Origin of the sequence: Streptomyces sp. NPDC051907, assembly GCF_040681075.1 — a bacterium.
Taxonomy (GTDB): domain Bacteria; phylum Actinomycetota; class Actinomycetes; order Streptomycetales; family Streptomycetaceae; genus Streptomyces.
Genome location: NZ_JBFAYB010000087.1, coordinates 1 through 22405 on the forward strand (window position 1 = coordinate 1; position 22405 = coordinate 22405).

At 69.6% G+C, this 22405-nt stretch carries 28 protein-coding genes and 1 pseudogene; 16 read left to right on the forward strand and 13 right to left on the reverse strand.

Annotated features, from left to right (window positions below):
• A pseudogene (locus AB0M39_RS32265) lies at positions 1-1210 on the forward strand (hypothetical protein); the annotation flags it as partial.
• Positions 1207-1455, forward strand: a complete 249-nt coding sequence (locus AB0M39_RS32270) for a hypothetical protein (RefSeq protein ID WP_365370019.1) — start codon at positions 1207-1209, stop codon at positions 1453-1455. The pseudogene AB0M39_RS32265 and the gene AB0M39_RS32270, both read left to right, overlap by 4 nt.
• A gap of 231 nt (positions 1456-1686) precedes the next feature.
• Here AB0M39_RS32270 and AB0M39_RS32275 read toward each other — a convergent pair whose 3' ends face one another.
• From AB0M39_RS32275 to AB0M39_RS32285, 3 genes are all read right to left on the reverse strand, one after another.
• Positions 1687-1926: a GNAT family N-acetyltransferase gene (locus AB0M39_RS32275; protein ID WP_365370021.1), complete on the reverse strand. Its 240-nt coding sequence runs from the start codon at positions 1924-1926 to the stop codon at positions 1687-1689.
• Between the two features lie 365 nt (positions 1927-2291).
• Complete coding sequence (locus tag AB0M39_RS32280) at positions 2292-3557, reverse strand: serine hydrolase domain-containing protein (RefSeq protein ID WP_365370023.1); 1266 nt, start codon at positions 3555-3557, stop codon at positions 2292-2294.
• A 272-nt stretch (positions 3558-3829) separates the two neighbouring features.
• On the reverse strand, positions 3830-4138 hold the full coding sequence (locus AB0M39_RS32285; RefSeq protein WP_365370025.1) for a hypothetical protein: 309 nt from the start codon (positions 4136-4138) through the stop codon (positions 3830-3832).
• Between the two features lie 189 nt (positions 4139-4327).
• On the opposite strand from AB0M39_RS32285, the gene AB0M39_RS32290 reads away from it, so the two are divergent.
• Both AB0M39_RS32290 and AB0M39_RS32295 read left to right on the forward strand, forming a co-directional pair.
• The gene (locus AB0M39_RS32290; protein WP_365370027.1) at positions 4328-5263 is read left to right on the forward strand and encodes an NAD(P)H-binding protein; all 936 of its coding nucleotides are present in this window, start codon (positions 4328-4330) and stop codon (positions 5261-5263) included.
• A 155-nt stretch (positions 5264-5418) separates the two neighbouring features.
• Positions 5419-6567: a winged helix DNA-binding domain-containing protein gene (locus AB0M39_RS32295; RefSeq protein WP_365370029.1), complete on the forward strand. Its 1149-nt coding sequence runs from the start codon at positions 5419-5421 to the stop codon at positions 6565-6567.
• Positions 6568-6575: 8 nt separating this feature from the next.
• Here the strand turns inward: AB0M39_RS32295 and AB0M39_RS32300 are convergent, their stop codons facing one another.
• The 3 genes from AB0M39_RS32300 to AB0M39_RS32310 are packed head-to-tail and all read right to left on the reverse strand — an operon-like array spanning position 6576 to position 7967.
• Positions 6576-6917, reverse strand: coding sequence for a hypothetical protein (locus AB0M39_RS32300; protein WP_365370031.1), 342 nt, complete (start codon positions 6915-6917; stop codon positions 6576-6578).
• Between the two features lie 37 nt (positions 6918-6954).
• The gene (locus AB0M39_RS32305) at positions 6955-7563 is read right to left on the reverse strand and encodes a phosphotransferase (RefSeq protein WP_365370033.1); all 609 of its coding nucleotides are present in this window, start codon (positions 7561-7563) and stop codon (positions 6955-6957) included.
• A gap of 14 nt (positions 7564-7577) precedes the next feature.
• Positions 7578-7967 carry a hypothetical protein gene (locus AB0M39_RS32310; protein WP_365370035.1) on the reverse strand — a complete coding sequence of 130 codons (390 nt, stop codon included), beginning with the start codon at positions 7965-7967 and terminating at the stop codon, positions 7578-7580.
• A gap of 125 nt (positions 7968-8092) precedes the next feature.
• Between AB0M39_RS32310 and AB0M39_RS32315 the strand changes: the two genes are divergently transcribed.
• The 7 genes from AB0M39_RS32315 (at position 8093) to AB0M39_RS32345 (ending at position 14160) form a co-directional block, all read left to right on the forward strand.
• Positions 8093-8605 (forward strand): GNAT family N-acetyltransferase, encoded by a 513-nt coding sequence (locus AB0M39_RS32315; protein ID WP_365370037.1) that lies wholly within the window; start codon positions 8093-8095, stop codon positions 8603-8605.
• Positions 8606-8786: 181 nt separating this feature from the next.
• The gene (locus AB0M39_RS32320; protein WP_365370039.1) at positions 8787-9467 is read left to right on the forward strand and encodes a 1,4-alpha-glucan branching protein; all 681 of its coding nucleotides are present in this window, start codon (positions 8787-8789) and stop codon (positions 9465-9467) included.
• A 28-nt stretch (positions 9468-9495) separates the two neighbouring features.
• Complete coding sequence (locus tag AB0M39_RS32325) at positions 9496-10170, forward strand: class I SAM-dependent methyltransferase (protein ID WP_365370041.1); 675 nt, start codon at positions 9496-9498, stop codon at positions 10168-10170.
• A 236-nt stretch (positions 10171-10406) separates the two neighbouring features.
• Positions 10407-10787, forward strand: coding sequence for a VOC family protein (locus AB0M39_RS32330; protein ID WP_365370043.1), 381 nt, complete (start codon positions 10407-10409; stop codon positions 10785-10787).
• A gap of 309 nt (positions 10788-11096) precedes the next feature.
• A complete protein-coding gene (locus AB0M39_RS32335) occupies positions 11097-11981 on the forward strand; it encodes an endonuclease (protein WP_365370046.1) in 885 nt (294 codons plus the stop codon).
• Between the two features lie 220 nt (positions 11982-12201).
• Positions 12202-13590, forward strand: coding sequence for a VWA domain-containing protein (locus AB0M39_RS32340; protein ID WP_365370048.1), 1389 nt, complete (start codon positions 12202-12204; stop codon positions 13588-13590).
• A gap of 354 nt (positions 13591-13944) precedes the next feature.
• A complete protein-coding gene (locus tag AB0M39_RS32345; RefSeq protein WP_365370050.1) occupies positions 13945-14160 on the forward strand; it encodes a hypothetical protein in 216 nt (71 codons plus the stop codon).
• A 303-nt stretch (positions 14161-14463) separates the two neighbouring features.
• On the opposite strand, the gene AB0M39_RS32350 is transcribed toward AB0M39_RS32345, so the two are convergent.
• Positions 14464-15213 carry an SDR family oxidoreductase gene (locus AB0M39_RS32350; RefSeq protein WP_365370100.1) on the reverse strand — a complete coding sequence of 250 codons (750 nt, stop codon included), beginning with the start codon at positions 15211-15213 and terminating at the stop codon, positions 14464-14466.
• 195 nt (positions 15214-15408) lie between these two features.
• Here AB0M39_RS32350 and AB0M39_RS32355 point away from each other — a divergent pair, with 195 nt between their 5' ends.
• Complete coding sequence (locus tag AB0M39_RS32355) at positions 15409-15888, forward strand: hypothetical protein (protein ID WP_365370052.1); 480 nt, start codon at positions 15409-15411, stop codon at positions 15886-15888.
• A 31-nt stretch (positions 15889-15919) separates the two neighbouring features.
• On the opposite strand, the gene AB0M39_RS32360 is transcribed toward AB0M39_RS32355, so the two are convergent.
• Positions 15920-16519, reverse strand: a complete 600-nt coding sequence (locus tag AB0M39_RS32360; protein ID WP_365370054.1) for a DUF2867 domain-containing protein — start codon at positions 16517-16519, stop codon at positions 15920-15922.
• Positions 16520-16582: 63 nt separating this feature from the next.
• On the opposite strand from AB0M39_RS32360, the gene AB0M39_RS32365 reads away from it, so the two are divergent.
• Both AB0M39_RS32365 and AB0M39_RS32370 read left to right on the forward strand, forming a co-directional pair.
• On the forward strand, positions 16583-17221 hold the full coding sequence (locus AB0M39_RS32365; protein ID WP_365370056.1) for a TetR/AcrR family transcriptional regulator: 639 nt from the start codon (positions 16583-16585) through the stop codon (positions 17219-17221).
• 253 nt (positions 17222-17474) lie between these two features.
• Positions 17475-17879 carry a RidA family protein gene (locus AB0M39_RS32370; RefSeq protein ID WP_365370058.1) on the forward strand — a complete coding sequence of 135 codons (405 nt, stop codon included), beginning with the start codon at positions 17475-17477 and terminating at the stop codon, positions 17877-17879.
• Between the two features lie 124 nt (positions 17880-18003).
• Here AB0M39_RS32370 and AB0M39_RS32375 read toward each other — a convergent pair whose 3' ends face one another.
• From AB0M39_RS32375 to AB0M39_RS32385, 3 genes are all read right to left on the reverse strand, one after another.
• Positions 18004-18309, reverse strand: coding sequence for a DUF6461 domain-containing protein (locus AB0M39_RS32375; RefSeq protein WP_365370102.1), 306 nt, complete (start codon positions 18307-18309; stop codon positions 18004-18006).
• Positions 18310-18321: 12 nt separating this feature from the next.
• Positions 18322-19089: a methyltransferase domain-containing protein gene (locus tag AB0M39_RS32380; RefSeq protein ID WP_365370060.1), complete on the reverse strand. Its 768-nt coding sequence runs from the start codon at positions 19087-19089 to the stop codon at positions 18322-18324.
• Between the two features lie 61 nt (positions 19090-19150).
• Positions 19151-19555, reverse strand: coding sequence for a helix-turn-helix domain-containing protein (locus AB0M39_RS32385; protein ID WP_365370062.1), 405 nt, complete (start codon positions 19553-19555; stop codon positions 19151-19153).
• Between the two features lie 58 nt (positions 19556-19613).
• Here AB0M39_RS32385 and AB0M39_RS32390 point away from each other — a divergent pair, with 58 nt between their 5' ends.
• Positions 19614-20462 (forward strand): MBL fold metallo-hydrolase, encoded by an 849-nt coding sequence (locus tag AB0M39_RS32390; protein WP_365370064.1) that lies wholly within the window; start codon positions 19614-19616, stop codon positions 20460-20462.
• Between the two features lie 85 nt (positions 20463-20547).
• Here the strand turns inward: AB0M39_RS32390 and AB0M39_RS32395 are convergent, their stop codons facing one another.
• Complete coding sequence (locus AB0M39_RS32395; protein ID WP_365370066.1) at positions 20548-21063, reverse strand: GNAT family N-acetyltransferase; 516 nt, start codon at positions 21061-21063, stop codon at positions 20548-20550.
• 340 nt (positions 21064-21403) lie between these two features.
• Here AB0M39_RS32395 and AB0M39_RS32400 point away from each other — a divergent pair, with 340 nt between their 5' ends.
• A complete protein-coding gene (locus tag AB0M39_RS32400) occupies positions 21404-21778 on the forward strand; it encodes a hypothetical protein (protein WP_365370068.1) in 375 nt (124 codons plus the stop codon).
• A 126-nt stretch (positions 21779-21904) separates the two neighbouring features.
• Here the strand turns inward: AB0M39_RS32400 and AB0M39_RS32405 are convergent, their stop codons facing one another.
• The gene (locus AB0M39_RS32405; RefSeq protein WP_365370070.1) at positions 21905-22291 is read right to left on the reverse strand and encodes a hypothetical protein; all 387 of its coding nucleotides are present in this window, start codon (positions 22289-22291) and stop codon (positions 21905-21907) included.
• Positions 22292-22405: the final 114 nt, after the last annotated feature.

Consider the following 22405-nt stretch of genomic DNA (forward strand, 5'->3'; position numbering starts at 1 on the left):
GGCCTTCGCCGACGCGGCCGCCGCCCGTACGGCCGCCACCCAGGCCGAGGCCGAGGCGCAGCGGGCCCGTACCGCCGCGACGGACGCGGAGAACCAGGCCGCGGCCGCTGACAGCGCCGCCACCCTCGCCGAGAAGGAGGCCGCGACCGCGCAGGGCGCGGCGCAGCAGGCGGAGAAGGACGCCGCCGACGCCGCCAAGCTCGCGAAGTCCGCCGAGGAGCACGCCACATCGGCGGAGACGGCGGCGAAGAACGCCGGTACTTACGCCAAGGAGGCCGACGAGGCAGCCAAGCGCGCCGAGGAGTACCAGCGCGAACAGGAGCGCAAGGCCCGCGAGGAAGCGGCGCGGGAGAAGGAGATCGACGAAGGGGCGCGGCTCGAACTGGGCGACCTGGAGCGCAAGGCGCTCGCCGAGGCGGGCATCAGCGTCGAGGAGTACGAGGCCGCGCGCGCTCTCGCGGAGCAGAACCTGCTCGACTACCTGCTGGAGAACGGCGCCGAGCTTCTTGTGGAGTTCGCCGCCGAGGACATCAAGAAGTGCATCGACGACCCGGACATCCCGACGTGCCTCTGGGCGATCGTCCAGAACCTGCCGTGGGCCAAGGCCGTCAAGCTGGTCAGCAAGCTCCCGAAGATCGGCAAGGTGATCTGGGGGATCGGCGAGTTCCTCGACAAGTCGGCCAAGGCGAAGAAGCTCGTCACCAAGGCCGAGAAGGTCATCGAGGACGCGTACAAGAAGCTCCCGTCGTGCCTCACGGGCGGCAAGCCCAAGCCCAAGTCCGCGTCCCGCGCCTCGCTGCCGTCCGGACAGGGCGCCGTGCGGTCCGCTGCCCTCGCGTCCGGAAGCGGTTCCGGGGCCGCGCGGCCCAGCAGCACGCCCGGGGACGACTGCGCGATTCCCGACAATGCGACTCTCGACGCCACCTGGGAGAAGCTGACGATCAAGTTCGGCACCCGGAACGAGTTCGGCATCTGGGCCTGGGGAGGCAACAGCAAGGGCGCCGCTCTGGATCTTCGGACGGCCGACCACGTGGCCAAGCTGAAGAAGGCAGGCTTCACCCGGCAGGACGCCGTGCTGTGGAAGATCTTCTACGAGCACATCCACAACAAGGCGGTGGCCCGTCACCCGAACAACCCGGAGAAGGTCAACCCGAGTGCTCAGCACCGTGCCAAGTTGTTCGAGTACATCATCGAGAACATCGGAGAATGATGAAGTTCCTGTTGAACGCTGACCGCGATATGACGGTCGTGTTCGAGCCTACGGCGGAGGAATACGCTCTCTCGCCCGGAGAGACGATCACCGTCCAGTGGTACGGACCCGGCGAGGACGGGATGGTGTCCATGGAGAACGGCGACTTCGTGGTGCACGCGCCGACCGCCGGACACTCCAGGGCCTGGCGGTCCGACGGGGTGGAGATCTACCTCGGGCCGGACTCCGGCCCCGACGCTCAGTAGGCACGGGCGACACCGGCCGGGACGCTGCCCTGCGGCGATTCCGGCCGGTACGGACGCCGCGCCCCTCGCACAGAGGGCGCGGCGTCCGGTGCGGGCACACCTGGCCCCGGGTACCGGGAGGGCGGCGCCGCGCACGGCCGCGAGGCGGTCGCCGTCCCGTGCTCCTGGAGGTCGCTGTGCACATCGACATGTGGCGATCGTCGGGGGTGCGCGCGTTGCCGCCGGGCGTCCTCAGCTGGCGTCGAGCGGCAGCTCCAACAGCTCTTGTGACGGTTGGAAACCGGATCGCCGGTACAGGGGATCGCTGCGCTCGGACGGCCAGACGATCAGCCCTTCGAGCCCGGCGCTGCGCGCGTGCTCTTTCAGCGCCTCGAGAAGCGCTGAGCCAGCCCCCTGGTTCCGGTGCGAGGGCGTGACGAAGAAGTTGGTCACGTAGCCGATCGGGTTGTTGTCGCCGTAAGGCTCCGGCACCCTCTCCACCGGGCAGAGGAAGACATGCCGCAGATCCCGTCGGCGGTCTCCGCGACCCATGCCAGCCAGCGGCCGTCTGCCAACCGGTCGCGGATCCAGGTCTCGGCCGCTTCCCATGTCCGGCCGGGGGTCTGTGACGGCCCGTCATGATCCTCTTGCTTGAACGCCCAGCGCAGTTCGGCCAGCACCCGCGCGTCGGCGGGCCGGGCGGGGCGTACGGTGAAGTGGGTGGTCATGGTGGGAGTGTCGCGTCCCCGGCGAGGTCGGGGCGAACTGATTTCCCGTGCCGCGACCGCGAGACCGGCCAACGGTCTGGCCTCCCGCGCCAGGATCGGCGCGGGAGGCCGGGGAGCCGTGTGCCGTCCTCACCTCGCCGCGGGCGCCGCAGGCAGGTTGAAGACGTTCCCCGGTGTGACGATCTTGGTGACCGCCTGGCCGAAGAGCGTGCTGGGCTCCGTGCCGTCGTGGTTGATGTCGGTGTTCAGCATCACGACGATGGTCGCCTGCGCGGCAGGCAGATAGATGGTCAGGGTCTCGTAGCCCGGCAGCGATCCGTTGTGCCCGATCCAGCCCTGGACGTTGAAGATGCCGAGTCCGTACGCGGCGCCCGGGATCCCCGTCGGGAGCGTGGTGAGCCGCTGCTTCTGCGTGGCGGGCGTGATCATGGTGTCGCCGTTGGGGAAGACGCCCGTGGCCACCGTGCGCGCCCATGCGTGCAGATCCTCGAGCGTGGAGATCATCGATCCGGCCGCCCAGCCCCAGGAGGGGTTCCAGTTGGTCGAGATCTCGACCTCGCCGGTCGCCGTCTGGTTGGTGTACCCCTGCGGATGCGGGGTCGGGAACTCCGCGCCGACCGGGAAGAGAGTGTCGTTCATGCCGGCCGGCTCGGTGACGTTGTCCTTGATGAACGCGCCGAGCGACTGGCCGCTCATCTTCTCGACGACCAGGCCGAGCAGGACGAGATTGGTGTTGCAGTAGTAGAACTTCTCGCCCGGCTGGAAGAGCACCGGATGCTTGAAGGAGTAGTCGAGCAGCTGCTGGGGAGTGAACGACCGCTCCGGATCCGACGTCAGCGCCTTGAAGAAGCCATCGTCCTCGGAGTAGTTGAAGAGCCCGCTGCGCATCCCGGCGAGCTGGCGCAGGGTGATCTCGTCTCCGTTGGGCACCCCGTCGATGTACTTGCCGATCGGATCGTCCAGACCCACCTTGTTCTGGTCGACCAGCTCCAACAGCGACGTCACGGTGAACGTCTTGCTCTCGCTGCCGATCCGCAGGAACAGATCCGGCGACATCTCCTCGCCGGTGCTCTTGTCGGCGACCCCGAACGACTCTATGTACCGCCCTTTGTCGGGTGTCCAGATCCCCACGGTCACCCCGGGGACGTTCGCCTCCCGCATGACCTGCTGCACGGACTGCTCGATCTGGTTCACCACATCGGGGGTGAGTTCCGTGAACACGCCCGGAGAAGGGGACGCGGGATCGGTCGGTCCGAGCGGTCCGACGGCGGTAGCGCCGGCGGGCACGGACGCCGGCGCGCCGAATGCGGTTCCACCCGTCATCGGCACCATCAGCATCCCCGCCGCGACGGCGGTCACGACCCCCCTGCGCAAGCGCCTGCACGAGTGCGTCATGGGCTGACTCCAACCAGAAGAGGACAAAACCCACAAAAATCGTAGACCGATTCCCTCGACTGGGCCATTCGCTGCCCGTTGAGGCCTGTGACGCCTCGGATGCGGCCCTGAGGCCCGTCGGGCACGACGTGAACTGGCGCGTTACGGCGCGGTGTGCTGGGGGCGCCGGCTGGTCGGCTGCCTCGGTCCGGCGGGGGAGTTCATTCAGGGTGCCTGGGGGACGTCGTCCAGGGCGTCTGACGGTGGGTGAGCCCGCTCCCACGCCGTATCCGTCAGCTCGTCTCCGCCCGCCGCGCGATCTGGCCGTCAGGGGATTCGTCGACGGCGGGCGCGGCATGCGGCACGAACAAGCTCAACCGATACGTCGTCGGCTGTGACAGCCGTCCGCAGAACGTGTCCACGCGGACGGACGTCCAGTCGAGCTGCCTGTCATCGGCGCGCAGACGCCGAACCTCGGCGTGCAACTCCCGCCCGTCCTGAGTCTCGAAGAGCACCTCCCAGCGTCCCGCCTCAGGCGTGAAGCCGGCACCAGCCCGCTGGCGCCGCTCCCGCTGCTGCTTGCGCTTCCTCTGTCCTGGCACCCGCCCAGCATCGCGGCGCGCACACCGCCTCGGCAAGGCCGCATACCTCTGGTAGGCTCCCGCATCTCGATCCGCAGCCTTGGTTCTGCGTCCACGGGAACGGCAGAGGCCGTCCGACGCCGGACCAGGTGCAAGATCTCCGCTCACGCGTTGAAAGGTCTTGCTGTGGACGAGTTCCATCGGGATGAGATGTCGCCGGAACGTGACCGCGTATACCTGCTGACGGCTGTCAGCCCGCGCAAGGACGAGGGAAACAGTCCGACCGGCATCGTCGGCCGGCGCCTCGCACGGCAGCTGCGCGCCGCCGGCCGCCGTGTACGGGTGATCGCCGAGCCGGACCAGTGCGACGGCTGGCCTGACACGGTCGACGTCGTCGAGGGCTCCATCACCCGGCCGCTGGAGTGCGCCCGAGCCTTCGACGGCGTCGAGGCCGTGTTCCTCGCCGGCGCCCATCCGTCGACAGTCGACGACGCCCTGACGCTGGCGCGGGACGCCGCCGCCAGGAGGGTCGTCGTCCTGTCCTCCCACGGGCCGGAGTACGAAGCGGCGAATCCGCCCGAGACCTGGTTCTGGCTGGCGATCGAGAAGGCGGTGGAGCGCTCGGGCCTCTCCTGGACGCACATCCGCCCATCGGCTGTGATGGGCGCGGTCGTGGAGGGCACGTATCCGGCGACGGGGTCGGACTGGCGTGACACCGTCCGCGCGGACGCGGTAGTCCGGGAGGCCTTCCTCGACCAGGGCCATTACCCCTTCATCCATGAAGACGACCTCGCCGCCGTCGCCGCCGCGGCCTTGGTGGGGGATGGCTACGCCGGGTCGGTCGTCGAGGCGGTGGGCCCGCCGTTGAGCACACGTTCACGGATACGGAGCATCGCCGCCGCTCTCGGCCGCGACATCGACACGGTGGACCTGACGCCGCAGGAGAGCCGGGCGATCTGGCAGCGCCGCGGCTGGCCCGACGGCGCGATCGACGTGACGCTGTACGCCCTGGAGGAGTACGGGGCCCGATTCGCCGAACTCCTCCAGTGGACGCTCGACCAGCGGCCCTCCGTACAGGACATCATCGGCCGCCGACCACGTACCTACGACGACTGGGTGAGCGAGAACATCGACCTGTTCCGCTGACCCGGCACCGCGGTTGAGCCCCTGCGCAAGCGGACGGCGAACACGACGAACACCCCCGACAGGCCCCGGCGCACGGGTTAGGGTGCAGAGTGAGTCAGCGCTCTGCGAACGTCGTCGTCGCCGAGTCCAAGACACGGGGACGAGACGGTCACAGCATGAGAATCACCGCACGGCAGCTCAACCGCTCCACACTCGCTCGGCAGTTGCTGCTGCGCAGGGAGCCGCTCGGCGTCGCCGACGGTGTACGGCGCGTGGTCGCGCTCCAGGCGCAGCAGGCTGCCTCGCCCTACCTCGCCCTGTGGAACCGGCTCGTCGACTTCGACCCGGCCGACCTCGACGCCGCCTTCGCCGACCACACAGTCGTCAAGTCGACTCTGATGCGGATCACCCTGCACGCCGTCCACGGCGACGACTTCCGGGCCTTCCGCGAGGCCGTGCAGCCTTCGCTGCGCGCCGCCAGGCTCAACGACCGCTTCACCGCGTCGGGGCTGACAGCCGAGGACGCCGACGAACTGGTTCCGGAACTCCTCGCCTTCTCCGACCGGCCCCGGACGACCGCCGACTACGAGGCCTGGCTCGAGCAGCGGCTGGGCGCACCGGCGAAGCCCGGAGCGTGGTGGGGTCTGCGGCAGTTCACACCGCTGCTCCACGCGCCCACCACGCCCCCATGGTCGTTCGGCCACCACCCCTCGTACGTCGCGCCCCGGACCATACCCACCCTGGCGGACCCGGAGGCCTCCGCCGCGTCCCTGCGGACGCTGGTCCTGCGCTACCTCAAGGGGTTCGGCCCGGCGTCGGCGGCGGACGTCGCCCAGTTCACGCTCGTCCAGCGCGCCAGGGCCAGGACGGCGCTGCAGACCCTCGCCGGCGACGGCGACATCGAGCGACGGGAAGGGCCGAACGGCGAGGAGCTGTTCGACTCCCCAGACGCGCCGACTCCGGACGAGGACACCCCGGCGCCGCCCCGGCTGATGGCCATGTGGGACAGCGTCCTGCTCGCCTACTCCGACCGCAGCCGCGTCATCCCGCCCGACTACCGCACGCTCGTCATCCGCAGAAACGGCGACGTACTGCCGACCCTGCTGGTCGACGGGTACGTAGCCGGCGTATGGCGCCCGGCCGACGGCGGAATCGAGGCGACGGCCTTCCACGGCCTGCCGGACGAGGTCTGGGAGGAACTCGCCGCCGAGGCACGGCGGTTGACCGCGTTCCTCGCCGACCGCGAGCCGAAGGTGTACCGCCGCTACGACCACTGGTGGAGCAAGCTGCCCCAGGCAGAGTCGCGGCTGCTCCCCGGAGGCTGAGCCGGCGGCTACGGAAGCAGGGCCAGCGCCTGCTGAAGGTTGTGCTCGGCGATTCCTTGCGCGAAGTCCCGGTCGGGGAAGTCGCCGTCGAGGAGGCGGAGTGGGCCGGCGACCAGGGAGAGCCGCATGGCCAGCAGGTAGAGGTCGAGGCGCTGCGGGTCGAGGCCGGACTGGGCCAGGGCCGCGTAGCGGTCGCCGAAGCGGAGGCGTAGGAAGACGTGCTCCCATTCGACGTCGAAGTGCATCGTCTGCTCGATGTCGATGAGGACCGCGCGCCCGTCGGCGTCGACCAGGACATGGTCGGGGCCGAGCTCCCCGTGGATCAGTCCGTACTCGGCACGCGGGGCCACCGGTGCCCGCAGCTCGTGCAGACGGTCGTGGAGCCGGTCACGGGCCGTTCCGATCCTGGCGTCGCGGCCCGCCGTCTCCTCGAGGTCGCGCAGGGCCCGGTCGAGAACCAGCTGCTCGCATGTGCTCCCCAGGGCGGCGCCGCCGCCCTCCAGCAGATCCACTCTGCCGTAGCGGGGGGGCGCGGTGGCGGTGCATCAGGTCGAGCGCCCGCGCCACGTCGTCCAGGGCCGCGGCGCCGCGAGCGGGGTCGGTTTCGAGCAGTGACTCCAGCGTGCCGCCGGTGACGTCCTCCACCACGGCGACGTCCCCCTCGCCCCGCTTCCCGCCGCCGTCTGCCCACAGCACGCGCGGCACACGCACCCCGAGCCCGTCCAGGGCGCGTTGCGCGGCGAGGAACGGCGCCAGCCCGGAGGCGGGCGCGAACGGGTCGGCCGCATCGTCCTCGACGCCGCCGGGCCAGAAGCTCTCCTCCTGCGCCCATCTGTAGACGATCACGCTCGCCGGCCCTGTCCCGCCGAGCCGTACCCGGTACACACCCTTCGTGGTGCCCCCGCGCAACCGGTCCGTCCCGACGATCCGCCGCCCTGCTCCCAACGCGTCGCGCACCACGTCTGACAGGTCCAGGGCCTCCGCGCATTCATGCATCCGCAGAACCTACGCTATGGCGTATCGCTGCCGGTGCTCTCCGTGCGCCGGGCGGCGTCTGCGGCGTGCGTGCTCAGCGTGCTCAGCTGCATGCCGATGCGGCCGCTGGTGTGAAGGATCGCCCCCGCGACGGACAAAGGGACGGACAGGCCGAGTACGCCCAGCATCTGGGGCCAGTCCCGCTCGGCGGAACACGGGTTGCGGAAGGACGCGCGGCCGTTGGCCGTGGGGCCGTCCGTGAACAGCCGCGGCTCACAGCTGGTGCCGTTCGCGTCGTACGGCAGGAGCAGCAGGACGGCGAACCACAGCCACAGCGCGGCGCTGATCCCCAGCAGCAGGAAACCCCACGACTCGCTCCTCTGGGCGCGCATCCGAAGGCGTGTCTCGTAAGCGGTCGGACTCATGACGAGTGAACCTATCAACCGCCCGCGACCAACGATCACGTGGCTGCCCGCAGGGCTCTGGACACGGTGGCTGCACGACCGTAATCCCCGTGCGGTCGTGAGGACGGGTCCCCTACGGTGCCCAGATGGCGACTGTACGAGCGATGAGGGAAGCCGATGTTCCGGCGGTGTCCGCGGTACGAGTGACCGGCTGGAAGGCCGCGTATGCCGGGATGGTGCCCCAGTCCTACCTCGACGGCATGACGGTCGAAGCCGATACCGAGCAGCGTCGAGGGCACTTCGACCAGTCGCAGGAGGGCACAGCCCAACTGGTAGCGGTCGACGCCCATGAACGGGTCGTGGGCTGGGCGTGCCTCGGGCCCTCTCGCGGCGGCGAAACGACGACTACGGGTGAGGTCTACGCCCTGTACGTCCAGCCCTCACTCATAGGGTCTGGAATCGGTCGCGCGCTCCTCGAAGCCGTGCACGCTGACGCTCTCGCCCATGGCTATGAGTCGCTGCTGCTGTGGGTGCTCCAGGACAACACGAGGGCCCGTCGCTTCTACGAGCGAGCCGGCTATGTCGCAGACGGCGCGGTCCAGGACGATGACTATGACGGCGTATCCGTGTCCGAAGTCCGCTACCGGCGCACTCTGTAGCGATCCGGAGCCCCAGTTACACCGACAGCAGTCCTTCGTGCCTCGGCCGCCGGTCATGTCAGTGGCGGCACTACGAGAACCTGGCCCGCGGCCTCGTCTGCCGGCGAACCCCTCTCTCACCGCCGCGCAGAATGAGAAGGTGTGAAGGCTCGTAACCACTCGACGGGAGAGAACCCTCGGCATGGCTGTCATCCACCACACCTCGCTCAAGCCGACCAAGCTGGAACTGCTCTCAGCCTGGCTCCCCTCCCGCCCCTGGTACCGCGGCGGCGCGGACGCACCGCAGTTGGCCAAGGCCGGCGGATTCCGGCTGGACGACCCGCAAGGCGAGGTCGGGATCGAGTTCATGGTGGTCACCGACGCCTCCGGCCCACGCCCGATCGCCTACCTGGTGCCGCTCGCCTATCGGGGCGCCCCGCTCGCCGGAGCGGAGCACGCACTCGTCGGCATCATGGAGCACGGGGTGCTGGGGCGGCGCTGGGCCTACGACGCCTGCCATGACCCGGTGGTGGCCGCCCAGCTGCTGGCCCTGATCGAAGGCCGGGTCAAGGCCCAGGACCAGAACACCAGTGACACCCCGGACCAGGACGTCACCCGCTCCTACACCGGCGAGGGCTCCCTCTCCACGGACCTCGCGGGCAAGGCCACCGACGACGAGCAGGGCACCGAGATGCCCGCACCCGACGGCCTGACCCTCCGCCTGCACCGGGCCCTGCAACCCGCCCCGGACGGCCAGTCCCTCCCTCCGCAGGGGACGACCGGCCACGTCGCCGGTGCCTGGAGCCTGCCGGACGGCACCCGCGCCGGAGGTCTCTTCGCCACCCTGCACACCGACGATCGCGCCGAGAGGCCCACTGCCTGATGACCGCCGCCGTCTGGGCCCCGACTCGATGACCACGCCTCAGCTGTTGTCCGACGAGGAGTTGGAGACCACCGCCGTCGTCGCCAACAACACGATGAACCGTGAACGGGGCCTGACGGGTGTCAACAGCTACGCCCGAGAGCTCGGGTTCGACCCCGTCGCCCATCTTGCGGAGCAGTCGGCCGCACCGTCGTGGCTGGACCTGTGCAGCGGCGAGGGCCGTGCGCTGAGGGAGGCGGTCAGTCGGCTGCCGGCCGCCGCCGTACTGACCGGCATCGACCTCGTCGGGCCGCTGCTCTCGTCGCCGCCCGGGCGCGGAGTGGAACTCATCACTGGTTCGGTCGCCGACTGGACCGCACCGCGTTCCTACGACCTCATCACCTGCGTGCACGGACTCCACTACGTCGGCGACCGACTCGGCCTCCTCGCCCGGGCGGCTTCCTGGCTCGCTCCCGAGGGGCTGCTGGTCGCCCATCTCGACCCCGACTCGATCCGCTGGGCCGACGGCGCCTCGGCCGGGCGTACCGTACTGGCGGCGCTGCGTGCGGCCGGGTTCGCATACGACTCACGTCGGCGCCGACTGACCCTTCGCGGGGCGCGGCGACTCCAACTGCCCTTCGTCTACCTCGGTGCGGATCCTCTCGCCGGCGCCAACTACACCGGACAACCCGCGGTGGCGTCGTTCTACCGACGGCTCCCATGAAGCTCACCGGGTTGCGCGGTGGCAGACGCGCACGGCTTGGGCGTGTCTCGACATTCGTTGCGCGGCCTACCGCCCTCGCCTGGCGGAACAGCCAGGCGAGGGCATGAAATCACTCGCCACTGCTCGCTTCGCCGGGTACGGTCGCGAGAGTCTCCCCACTGCCGGGAGCCCCTGGGATCTGCGGATCTGCGCGCGGGCGCCCGGGCAGTTCCCCCCGCTGAGAGTAGGTTGCGTCCATGGCATGTCGTATCAGTGAGCTCGTACTCGGTTGCCGCGACCCTGAGTTGCTGGCGCGGTTCTGGTGCGAGGTCCTGGACTTCGTGGTGCTCGATCGCGAGGACGACGGCACGTTGGAGATCGGGCCCCGCGAAGGGTTCGGCGGCCCGCAGCCGACGATCATCCTCAGTTACCGGGACGAGCCGGAGCAGGGGAAGTCCCGGCTGCACATCGACGTCAACGCCACCGACCGCGATCAGGGCGCCGAGCTCGAACGCCTCCTGAAGCTCGGTGCGCGCCCCGCCGACATCGGTCAGAGCGGGGAAGAGCAGTGGCATGTCCTGGTCGACCCCGAGGGCAATGAGTTCTGCCTGCTCAAGGCCCGCCTCAACCCGCTCTGACGGGCCCTCGTCGGCGACGAGGCGGCCGCCGGGCGGTCGCGATCGTGAAGTAATCGAGGTCTCCGGCAGAGGGTTCACCGTCCAAGGGAGAACCTGAACACCGGAGACCTCGTGTTTCCCCAGTGGCCAACCGCCGGTCCCGCACGCCTCGTTCGTTCACGGGGTCGGCACACGATGGGCGCACGGTGTGCACTCAATGAGGGGCAGGTCATGGAAGGCTCCAGGATTCGAACAGCCTGTCACTTCGCGTCCTGAACTCGCCGTTGCGTGTGAGGGACGCCCGTCCAGGGAGAGGACACCCCCCACACCATGTCCACCCATCGCCTGACACGTCGTAAACCATGGTGGATAGCCGTCGTCGCCGCGACGGCTGCCGGCATCGCCGTGCCCACCGCCGCGCTCGCCACCCAGAGTTCTGCCACCCAGAGCTCCGCCGCCCAGAGTTCTGCCGCCCAGGGTTCCGCCACACCCCCTCACGCCCGGCCGAACGCTGCGGTAGGCGCGTACGACGACACGTACTACAAGGACGCGCTGGGCAAGACCGGCCCGGAGCTCAAGAAGGCGCTCCACACCATCGTCAGCGAGCAGACCAAGCTCTCCTACGACGACGTCTGGGACGCCCTGAAGGCGACTGACGAGGACCCCGAGAACCCCGCGAACGTGGTTCTCCTCTACACCGGCCGGTCGCAGAGCAAGGACGGCAACGGCAGCGGAGACGACCAGTGGAACCGCGAGCACGTGTGGGCCAAGTCCCACGGCGACTTCGGCACCAGCGTCGGGCCCGGCACGGACATCCATCACTTGCGCCCCGAAGACGTGTCCGTGAACAGCACCCGAGGCAACATGGACTTCGACGCCGGCGGCGACGAGGTCGCAGAAGCCCCGGGAAACAAGGCTGACAACGACTCCTTCGAGCCTCGCGACGCGGTCAAGGGCGATGTCGCGCGCATGATCTTCTACATGGCCGTCCGCTACGACGGCGAGGATGGCTTCGCGGACCTCGAGCCCAACGACAACGTCGACAACGGCTCCGCCCCGCACATCGGCCGCCTGTCGGTCCTGAAGGAGTGGAGCAAGCAGGACCCGCCGGACGACTTCGAGAAGAAGCGCAACCAGACCATCTTCGACCAGTTCCAGCACAACCGGAACCCGTTCATCGACCACCCCGAATGGGTCGCCGAGGTCTGGAAGTAGCCCCAGACGACGCCCTGATGCGGCATGCACCTCCTGGGGGTGCTGGGGCAGAGGGTGGCGCACCCACGCAGGGGATGCGCCACCCTCGTGGCCTGCGCGCAAGCCCTCCGCCTGGACGGGTCGTTCAGCGCGAACTCCGGATACGGCAGCCCGCAGTCGACGACGGCCCGATCGTGCGGTCTTGGCGCAAACCTGTCCGCCGGCAGGCAGACTGTCTCTTGTGACGACACTGAGCAAGGGCGCCAACATGCCGGTCGCGGCATCCACCGTCAGGGCTGTGCTCGGCTGGTCGGCCGGGCCGGGCGTGCCGGATGTGGACGCGTCCGCGCTGCTGCTGACCAGCGGCGGGCGCGTCCGGTCCGACGGCGACTTCGTCTTCTACAACCAGCCGCGCCACGCCTCCGCCGCCGTGCGCCACCTTGGCAAGTCGGCCGGAGCCGACGCGCTGGAGGTCGACCTGGACGCTCTGAGCCCGGACATCGAGCGGGTCGCGCTGTGCGCTTCGGCGGACGGCGGCGCCTTCGGGCAGGTGCCTGGGCTCCATCTCCGCCTCTTCGACTCCGCATCCGGCGCCGAACTGGCCCGCTTCGACATGGAGGCCGGAACGGAGACCGCGTACGTGAGCGGCGAGCTGTACCGGCGCGGCGCCGGATGGAAGTTCCGAGCCGTCGGCCAGGGGTATGCGAGCGGGCTCGCGGGACTGGCGACCGACTTCGGCATCAGCGTCGACGAGAAGCCGTCCACAGCCGCGCCCGCTCCAGCCCCCGCCCGGACCGCGCCGCCCCCTGCTCCGCCCGCTCCGGCCACCCCGCTCCCGACCGGCTCGGGCGAGCCCTCCGTACGGCTCACCAAGGGCGAGGAGCAGCTGCCCGTCGACATGCGCAAGCGCCTGACGCTGCGTAAGCAGCAGGTCGCGGTCAGCCTGAGCAAACACGGCGTCACGAAGCTGACCGCACGCGTCATCCTCGTCCTCGACGCCTCGGGATCGATGAGCAGCCTCTACTCGAAGGGAACGGTCGCCGGCGTCACCGAGCGGATGGCGGCCGTGGCAGCGCAGGTCGACGACGACGGCGAGATGCAGGCGTGGACGTTCGCCTCCCATCCAGCCAGGCTGCCCGACCTTGCCGTCGGTGACCTGCCGGAGTGGATGCGGCTGCATGTGCGCGTCGGACAGCTCAGCCTCTTCGGCCGCAGGAAGCCCCCGAAGGGGCTCGTCCCCGGGCAGGTCGACATGCGCGCGGTCGGCATCCAGAACGAGGAGCAGAAGGTCATCGCCGAGGTCCGGGCCTTCGTACGCGACCATCCGGTGCCCGACCCGACGCTGGTCCTGTTCTTCTCCGACGGCGGCGTGTACCGCAACGACGAGATCGAGCGAGAGCTGCGTGCGGCTGTCGAAGAGCCGGTGTTCTGGCAGTTCATCGGCCTGGGGCGGAGTCAGTACGGCGTACTGGAACGCTTCGACACCCTCCCCGGCCGCCGGGTCGACAACGTCGGCTTCTTCGCCGTCGACGACATCGACAAGGTCACCGACCCGGAACTGTACGACCGGCTCCTGTCCGAGTTCCCCTCCTGGCTGCGGGCGGCCCGCCAGGCCGGCATTCTGCGCTGAGTCGCTCCACGGGTCGCTGGGGCTGTGACCGGTGAAAGTCGCCGGGTCGGCGGTAGAATTGAGGTTCGGGCGGGCTCGCCGCCAGGCACGCAGCATGGAACGCGCGGCGCAGCGACTGCCCGGCCGGTAGAGGCACCCGGATGCTCCGCACGGCGCCGCACTCCCGGGCGGGGCGCACTGGGGTCCACGCGCAGAGATGGGTAGTCCCATGGCCGCTGGACGCCGGTGGCCCGACACCGGACGTACGGGCTGTCTCCCGGCCCTTCCCGAAGGGAGATTCACATGCAAGTGGCTTGGAGCACTTTTACGAAGTCGGCGTCGCTGGGGACTGGTCTGCGCTTCGCAGAGGACGCGATGAGGCGCAACAACCTTGAGCTCTGGGATCTGGCCAACGACGGCGACTACCAAGTGATCGGCGGAAAGGGCGACGTGATCGCCACGGTGGTCTGCGTACCGCAATCGGGACCCCTGTGGATCACGGTGAGCGCGTACTCGAACGACGCCGGGCTCGCCGCGAGCACCAGGAACGCTGTAAAAGCGCACATCGTGAACACGGTCCTGATCGACTGATCGACGACAACCCGTGAGCCGGCGCCGACAGTTGCCGGAGCGTCACTGGAGGATCTGTCCGAGCGGGCCGAACTCGACGTCTCGGTCCGCTGGGAGGTGACACCGCGGCGGGCGAGCAGGCGGCGTATTCGCGGGCGGTTCCGGCGTGCGATGAAGCTGCTGGCTTCGGCCAGCGGGAACCGGGTGTCGGTGACTTGTTGAGCGGTGGACCACCTAGCGAACGGTGTCCTCATCGGCCCGCACCAGCCGTGCGATCACCGACACCGGACGACTTACGCCAGCCATGAATTCACCTCCGACTCACTAGTCGACGATGGCGCCGCAGGAGATGTTCACATCGGTCGACGTCAGGGTGCGGGCCCGGTCCGAGGCTACGAAGGCGGCCACCGCGCCGACGTCGCTCAGCGTGGCGGCCCGCTTCAGCAGCGTCGCCTGCTCGATCCCGGCGGCGATCTCATCGCGTTCGGGGAAGTGCGCGGGGATGGACTCGGGTACGCCTCCCGTCTTCAGGGTGACCACGCGGATGCCGTGCGGCCCCAGTTCACACGCCCACTGGCGGCGCAGCCCCTCGAGCGCGTCGAGAGCGATCTTGAAGCCGCCCAGGCCGGGCAGCGTCTGCGGCCCGCCTCCCCCGAAGGCCAGGATGACGCCCGTACCGCGGGGGACCATGTGCCGGGCCGCGGCCCTGGTGGTCAGGAACTGGGAGCGCAGCACGGTCGTGACGGGCCGCAGGAAGTCGTCCGCCGAGATCTCCCGCAGCGGCTGCTGGACGTCGCCGCAGCCGATGACGTTGAACGAGACGTCGATCCGCCCGGCCTGGGCGACGACGTCGTCGACGCACGCGTCCACCGCCCGCTCGTCCAGTGCGTCGACGACGACGGCCTGCGCCTCGCCGCCATCCGAGCGGATCGCCCCGGCGAGCGCGTCGAGCGTGGCCTGAGTGCGCCCGGCGAGGAACACCCGGGCGCCCTCCTGGGCGAAGGCCCGCGCGGCCGCCGACCCGATCGCCCCTGCGGCTCCGTACACCACGGCTACCTTGTTCTCCAGCAACATGTCCACCACGCCTCTCCCACGCGCATCCTCCGGAACATCCGGCTTCCATGGGATACGTCGAACCCGCCCACCGGAATTCGACACGGCGACGGCGACCTCGTGACCCCCCTGGCGGGCAGCGATGAGTTCGCCCGTTTGCCGCGGTCCTATCCGTAGGAGGGCGGAAGGCCGTCGCAGGAGATCGGAGTGATCGTCGTGGCTGGGAACAGAGCAGAGGCGCTGGCACGCCTGGACGTCTTCGTCGGCGAGTGGGTGGTGGAGGCCCGGTTTTCGGGGGATCAGCCGGCGCCCTCCAGCGCGAGCGATGCCGGCACGATCGCGCGCAGCCGGTTCGCATGGGCCTTGGACCGGCAGTTTCTGGTGCAGCACACCGAGATTCCGATCCCCGAGGCGCCCGACAGTATGTCGATCGTCGGCGCGGACCTGGCGACCGGCGCGTACACGCAGCACTACTACGACACCCGCGGTGTGGCGCGTCTCTATGCGATGAGCCTCGTCGACCGGGTGTGGACGCTCACGCGCGAGTCGCCCGACTTCACGCCTCTGGACTTCGGGCAGCGTTTCATCGGGACGTTCAGCGAGGACGGGAACACCATCGCCGGCGCCTGGGAGATCCGCCACGACGGCGGCGAGTGGGAGCACGACTTCGCCCTCGTCTACCGCCGCGATAGTTGAATCCTCATTGGGGCGGCGGAGACCTGGTCCTTTACCGCGCCCCCGCCTGGCCGCGGTCGCGCCAGGCTCGTTCCCATTGCCGGGTCAGGGCCGGGTAGACGATCAGGTACCGGAAAGGCGCGATGGCCGCCATATAGAGCCGCCCGAACCGGCCGTTGGGTTTGACGAGCACGGCCATCCGCAGTTCGTAGTCGCCGTTCGCTCCTTGAACCCAGCCGAGATGCATCACGGTGTGCACGGTCTTGTTCGCCAGCTCGCGAGCGGACTCCTTCTCGAGTTCGTAGACCGCTTTGAGGGGCATGTCTGCGTCGTCCGGGCCGCGGGGAGCCTCGCGCAGATCGCTGGGCAGACGGTCGCGGAGCGAGTCGACCCGTGTCCCGACGCCCGCTGACGGCTTGTCCCAGCCGAGTGCTGCGCCGAGCTTCCACCGAACGGCGAACAGGAACCTCACCGGCCTGGGCTGCCGTGCGGGGCCGCCGGCGGCTCGCATCGCCGCGAGCATCTCCGGGAAGTCGTCGGGCCCGGCGCCGGGAGTGCGGAACGACCAGACGTCCTCGACGGCGAAGTCGCTCGTGAGTTCGTGGATACGCCACGGCCGCTCGGTATAGGTGGTCTCGGCCAGTCGTGTCACGGATCGACCTTTCTTTTGTACGGCACCGTACAGTTCGTTTATACGGTAACGTATAAACGAGACGTGATCAATGGAGGTGGCCAGATTCCAGCCGTTGCCCGCACACCACGAGGCCGCTGGGTAGAAGCGGGCCTTGAAGCCCTCGCCCAGGGAGGACCCGACGCGGTCCGCGTCGAGGCGCTCGCCGCCGAACTCGGCGTGACGAAGGGCGGGTTCTACGGGTACTTCGACGGCCGTGCCGCGCTGCTCGACGAGATGCTCGACGAATGGGAACGCCGCTGCACCACAGAGGTCATCGCCCAGGTCGGCGCCGAAGGCGGCGATGCCGTCGAGACGATCCGGCGCGCAGGTCAGCTGACCTTCTCAGCGGAGTTCCACCGGATCGAGCTGGCGGTCCGGGCCTGGGCCCGCCACGACCAGTCCGTCGCGACTCGCCTGCGGCGTATCGACAACGAGCGCATGGAGTTCCTGCGGAGGATGTTCGGCACATTCGTCGACGATCCCGACGAGATCGAGGCGCGCAGCGTCCTGGCCTACACGCTCGCGATCGGCCGCCACTTCATGGTCGCGGACCACCCTGGATACACCCAGCGCGAAGCCGTCCACCTTGCCGGCGAGCACCTCTTGGGCCCGGCGCCGCACCGGAGCGCGGGGAGCGCGGGGAGCCCGGACCGGCGCACCGACGAGCAGACCGAGGCCTGAACCGCCGAGCGAGCGCCTAGAGAGCCCCGAGCCCGCGTAGTCCTCGACCCAGGTCTCGTCGGCCAGTTCGGCGACGTCGAGTTCGCCGTCGAGCGATCGAGCCCCGGCGGCACACCTCGGAGAACGAGCGGAGTGCGATGACGTCCTTGCCCAGCAGCGTAGTTGACCTTGAACGGACTCATGCGGGCCACGCATGGCTCCTCTGCGAGACATGCGCTGGTGCGATGGGTGGAAACAGATGAGGATGGCGGACATGAGCGAGAAAGCAGAGATCACCCACATCCCCGAGCCCGAGGGCGTCGTCCCCGGCAACGGCTACACCAACGTCGTCACCGGCGCCGGCAGGCTGGTCGCCGTCTCCGGGCAGATCGCCCTCGACAGCGACGGCAAACTGGTGGGGGAGGGGGACCCCGAGGCGCAGGCCCGGCAGGTCTTCGAGAACCTGCGGCGCTGCCTCGCGGCGGCGGGCGTCGGCTTCGACGAGGTCATCAAGCTCACGTACTTCGTCACCGACATCGGGTATCTGCCCGCCATCCGCAAGGCACGCGACGAGTTCGTGGACACCTCCCGCCCGCCGGCCAGCAGCGCCGTGCAGGTCGCCGCGCTGTTCCGGCCCGATCTGCTGCTGGAGATCGAGGCGTTCGCGGTCGCTCCGTAGACCAGTTGGCGAACGCTCTGGGCGCGGGCATGGAGCGAGGGCTCGGCTGCTCGCAGGCGACGCCTGCGAGCAGTCCCGCCCCTATGGCGCCCGCGGCCGACGCGGCCTCATGTGCCGAGCCGAGTCAGAGCTGATCCCGCCGTACCTGGACGTACGTCCGCTCGCCGCGCGCATCGGCGATGTCGACGGTGACGCTCTCCCACTGCGGGACGGGCTCCTCGGCGACCTCTGCCACCTGGTACTCGGCCTGCGCCAGCAGCTCCTCGGTCAACTGGACGCCCGTAAGGCGCTCGGCCAGCGCGATGACCGCCGCCTTCCGGTCGACGCCGGGATCCCCGTCGCCCTCCGGGTTCAACCCCACCTCCGCCATCACGGCGTTCAGTTCATCGGGAGTGCTGCCGGTCCGGTCCGCGCAAACTGCCTCGCGCAGGCCGCGCGATCCCTAAGCCGCCTTGCGGGCGGTCACCAAAGCGAAGCTGAGGAACTCGCCCTTGTCTGCGGTGAGCATGTCGATCACCGGCTGGTTCGCTGCTCGGCCGTCGGGCCGGTACTCGGCGCACGCCTGGGTCCACAGCAGCCAGTCCCGCCAGGCGTCCGGCTGCAGCCGTGCGGAGGTGACCGTCACCAACTCGGTGATCTCCCACTGGAAGCGCCACCACTCGGCCGTGTGCCAGGCGATCGCCTCCCATCCGACCAACTCCTTGATGTGGGAGGGGATCGCCCCCATATCGCGGACCTCGCGGGTCATCGCGGGCGTCGCCATGCCCAGCTGCCCGCCCGGCCGCAGGAACCGCGCCAGATACGGCAGATAGCTGTCCGACGTGCCGAAGTACTCGAACGCGTCGATGCTCACGACGGCGTCGAAGCTCTCCTGCTCGAACGGCAGGACATGCGCCTCCGTCTGCACGGCCTCCACCTGGTCGCCGACGCCCGCCTCGGCGAAGACGGCCGCCGCCTCGCCCGCACCGATCCACCAGTCCGCGGCCACGACCTGAACGCCGTACTCCCGGGCCAGGAACACCGACGTCGCGCCCTTGCCGGATCCGAGGTCGAGCACCCGCATCCCCGGACGCAGATCGAGGTCCCCAGCGAGGTCCTCCAGCAGCCACAACGGGTTCGGGCCCATATCAAGCCCGAGCAGCCACGCCGGGTCGTAGCGAGACGAACGGGGATAGCGGTCAGGGCGCACCAGATCGTTCAAGGCAGTCACGAGCACCCACCCAAGCCGATCGCCGGCGCCCGCTCAACCCAATTTCCCGACGGTCCGGCGATCAGCTCAGGGCGTCCTGTCGCGCCGTGCCCCACTCCCACATACTGCGCACCACCGGCTCCAGCGCCCGGCCCTGGCCGGTCAGAACGTAGCGGACGCGCGGCGGCCAGCCGGGGGTGCGGTGGCGCTCGATGACGCCCGCACGGGTCAACTGGGCCAGCCGGTCCGACAGGACCTTGTCCGAGAGGGCGGGCAGGGCAGCGGACAGCTCGGAGTATGTGGCCTGACCACGGCGGAGGAACTCCCTGAGCACCAGCGGCGTCCAACGCCCGCCGATCGTGGCGAGCGTGAGGTCGATGGGGCAGCGCGGTTCGTGGCTCGGCGGAACGAGGGCGCTGTCCGGACAGTCCGCGAGCGGGCCGTCCTGGTCGACCACGGGTGCGTGTCCAACCGTTTGGTGAGTCACGAAGGCCCCTTCTAACGTCCGTAGCGATCAGCCCGCCGACGTGCCTCCAGGGGGCCATATGCGTATCCACCACCTCAACTGCGGTTCTCTCCGCAAGATTCCACCGCTCAGCGAAGAGCCCACGGCAGGCGCCGTGAACCACGAACGGGCCGCTGTCTGCCACTGCCTGCTCATCGAGACGGACTCGGACGGGCTGGTCCTGGTCGACACCGGCCTCGGTGCCACCGACCCACAGCACCCGGACCAGTCGCTGGGCGCGGACTGGGTGGCCTACGCACAGCCCGCGCTGGACCCCGAGGAGAGCGCGCTGCGCCAGATCGTCCGCCTCGGGTACGCGCCACAGGACGTGCGGCACATCGTGCTCACCCACCTGCATCGCGACCACACCGGAGGGCTGCCTGACTTCCCTCACGCTCGAGTGCATGTGCACCCCGACGAGTACCGGGCCGTCACCGACCCTGCGGCGGCACACCACCGGCACACCCTCGACCACTTCATGTCGGCACACCGGGCGCACCACCCGCTGCTGACACCCGCGCTCTTGGAGGAGCGCACCGAGTGGTTCGGCTTCCCAGGCGTGGCACGGCCGCAGGGGCTGGCGTGCGAGCTGCTGCTGGTGCCGCTGCCCGGCCACTCGGCCGGACACGCGGGCGTCGCCGTGCGCGACGGCGACGGGCGGTGGCTGCTGCACGCGGGCGACGCGTACATGTACCACGGCGAGCTCGAGCACACCCCGCCCCTTTCGCATCCGCTCCTCGAGCCGGTCCAGCAAGGAGCACAGACCGACGTCGCGGCTCGTGTCGCGGCCCGTGACCGACTGCGCGACCTGCGCCGCGACCACGCGGACGAGGTCACCGTCTTCAGCGCGCATGACCCGTGGGAGTTCGCCCGCCTCGCTGCCCGCTAGGAGCGACGAGTCCCGCGCCCGTAGGAGCCACAGCCGGATCGCGGCGGACCGGCGGCGACGGGACGCCGCCGCCGGCCGTCAACGACTACTGCTCGTGCGACTCCGGCGCCGTGGTACCGAAGCGGGCCGTTGTGGCGTCGCCGCTCCAGCGCCGCAACCCGGCCTTCTCGAGTACGCGGATCGAGGCCGGGTTCGACAGCTCCACATCGGCGTACACCGAGTCGACGCCAGGCCAGGTCAGGGCGGCCTCAGCGAGGGCCCGGGCGGCCTCGGGGGCGTAGCCTCGGCCACGCCGCGAGCTGACGATGCCGTACCCGATCTCCAGCGAGCCGCTGCTCGGCGGCCAGAGCACGCTGATGCTGCCGACCACCAGCCCGCTGTCCCGCTCGACGACCTGACGGTGGCCACTCTCGCTCGCGGGGTCCGACTGCTCGACGATGAAGCCGACGATGACCCGGTCGCCCTCGGCGGGGAAGTCGTCCGCCCAGTGCGGCGAACGGCCGTCCCGAACAACTGCGGCGATGTCGTCGGCAGGCCACGTCCGCAGGAGAAGGCGGTCAGTGATCAGATCCGTACCGGGCAGAGAGAAAGATGAAGACATGTGACGCTCCTGGTCGTTTCAGACGACCGGGCCGCTCACTGTCGTCGGGCGGCCCGGACAAGGGCATGCTGATGAATCGTCTGGCGGTCCATATTCATCAACCTCCTTTGCCGCAGGCGTAGTCGCGCATCGAGCGCGCGAGCCGAATCTATCAAGTCGATCTACGAGCGCAGGCCTCAGCCCGCCGGGAGGGGGTCTGTCCGCCGACCATGCGAGGATTCCTGTCGTGGAAGACGCAGATATGTGGAGCACCCGACCGGGAGACGAGGCGTCGGCGGAGCACGGTGGTCTGGTAGCCCTGCTGAGCCGGACTGACCTCGCAGAGGGGGACAGTCAGAAGTTGGACGTGCCCATCGTGTGCGGACTGTGCGGTTGGGACCAGTTCGAGGTCGCCGCGGGAGAGTGCTTCTGCGAGACCTGCTGCGTGCCGCTCGGCATCCAGGACGGAGGTATCTACTCCGATGCCTCGGTGTGCTCATTGTGGTCGCTCGCGCCGTCCGACGCCTCCCACCCCGCGGGCTCGGGCGGTGCGTCTGTCACGCCGGCGGACCCGGTCAGGTGTCCTGCGGGCCACGACCTCTTCCACGTGGCCGCCGCCTACACGATCACGGCGAACGGCCAGATCAGCCGCCTGTCCGTTGGGCTGCGGTGCCTGGTCGACGGTGCGTTGAGCCTGTTCGTCGACAACGCGCGTGTGGTGCGGAGGCGACACTGACGCCGGTTCCGACGTCGTGGCTCAGCCGCGTCGGACGTGCCCTGGCCCGCCGTTCGCGCAACGGCCAGGCAGACCGTTGCGCGAACACCGCCACTCGGCCTCACATCAAGACGGCCGGCCCAGCGGTCAGTCCTCGGTGAACTCCTTCTGGACGCACACCTCACCGGGTCCGTTCCAGCACAGCTTCATCAAGTACTTGGCGCCGTACGGGACGACGTTGTAGTCGAAGTAGTCGCAGCCCGAGTCACCGCCGTCCTCCTGGGTCTCCTTCAGCTGCCACCCCGCGAAGTACAGATACAGCTTGCCGGTCACCCCGTGACCGTCCGCGCGCGTGTCACAGACACGGAAGGTGTCCGGGTCAGGGTCGAGGTGGGTCATGGTGCCGATGGTGTTGCCGCCGCGGGACAGCCGCAGCGTCGTGTCGGCGGCGCTCGCGGGCGCGGTCGCCACCGCGACGAGCGTGACAGCGCCAACCGCGGCGCCGACGGCCCGGGCCCACTGGATCTTCCTCACCAAAGCTCCTTAGCTCCTTGTGCAGTGCGTGCGTGCCTCAATGGATCGGCACCACAGTAGACACCAGGCGAGAACAGCCGGTGATCGGCCCGACGGGGGCTAGGGGCTCGGGGC

What these genes read in the sequence shown, in the direction of transcription:
- AB0M39_RS32295 (WP_365370029.1), top strand. Translation starts at nt 5,419, where the DNA reads ATGAGAATCACCGCACGGCAGCTCAACCGCTCCACACTCGCTCGGCAG.
- AB0M39_RS32335 (WP_365370046.1), top strand. Translation starts at nt 11,097, where the DNA reads ATGTCCACCCATCGCCTGACACGTCGTAAACCATGGTGGATAGCCGTC.
- AB0M39_RS32330 (WP_365370043.1), top strand. Translation starts at nt 10,407, where the DNA reads ATGGCATGTCGTATCAGTGAGCTCGTACTCGGTTGCCGCGACCCTGAG.
- AB0M39_RS32370 (WP_365370058.1), top strand. Translation starts at nt 17,475, where the DNA reads ATGAGCGAGAAAGCAGAGATCACCCACATCCCCGAGCCCGAGGGCGTC.
- AB0M39_RS32320 (WP_365370039.1), top strand. Translation starts at nt 8,787, where the DNA reads ATGGCTGTCATCCACCACACCTCGCTCAAGCCGACCAAGCTGGAACTG.
- AB0M39_RS32325 (WP_365370041.1), top strand. Translation starts at nt 9,496, where the DNA reads ATGACCACGCCTCAGCTGTTGTCCGACGAGGAGTTGGAGACCACCGCC.
- AB0M39_RS32345 (WP_365370050.1), top strand. Translation starts at nt 13,945, where the DNA reads ATGAGGCGCAACAACCTTGAGCTCTGGGATCTGGCCAACGACGGCGAC.
- AB0M39_RS32290 (WP_365370027.1), top strand. Translation starts at nt 4,328, where the DNA reads ATGTCGCCGGAACGTGACCGCGTATACCTGCTGACGGCTGTCAGCCCG.
- AB0M39_RS32350 (WP_365370100.1), bottom strand. Translation starts at nt 15,213, where the DNA reads ATGTTGCTGGAGAACAAGGTAGCCGTGGTGTACGGAGCCGCAGGGGCG.
- AB0M39_RS32270 (WP_365370019.1), top strand. Translation starts at nt 1,207, where the DNA reads ATGATGAAGTTCCTGTTGAACGCTGACCGCGATATGACGGTCGTGTTC.
- AB0M39_RS32395 (WP_365370066.1), bottom strand. Translation starts at nt 21,063, where the DNA reads ATGTCTTCATCTTTCTCTCTGCCCGGTACGGATCTGATCACTGACCGC.
- AB0M39_RS32315 (WP_365370037.1), top strand. Translation starts at nt 8,093, where the DNA reads ATGGCGACTGTACGAGCGATGAGGGAAGCCGATGTTCCGGCGGTGTCC.
- AB0M39_RS32305 (WP_365370033.1), bottom strand. Translation starts at nt 7,563, where the DNA reads ATGCATGAATGCGCGGAGGCCCTGGACCTGTCAGACGTGGTGCGCGAC.
- AB0M39_RS32310 (WP_365370035.1), bottom strand. Translation starts at nt 7,967, where the DNA reads ATGAGTCCGACCGCTTACGAGACACGCCTTCGGATGCGCGCCCAGAGG.
- AB0M39_RS32280 (WP_365370023.1), bottom strand. Translation starts at nt 3,557, where the DNA reads ATGACGCACTCGTGCAGGCGCTTGCGCAGGGGGGTCGTGACCGCCGTC.
- AB0M39_RS32390 (WP_365370064.1), top strand. Translation starts at nt 19,614, where the DNA reads ATGCGTATCCACCACCTCAACTGCGGTTCTCTCCGCAAGATTCCACCG.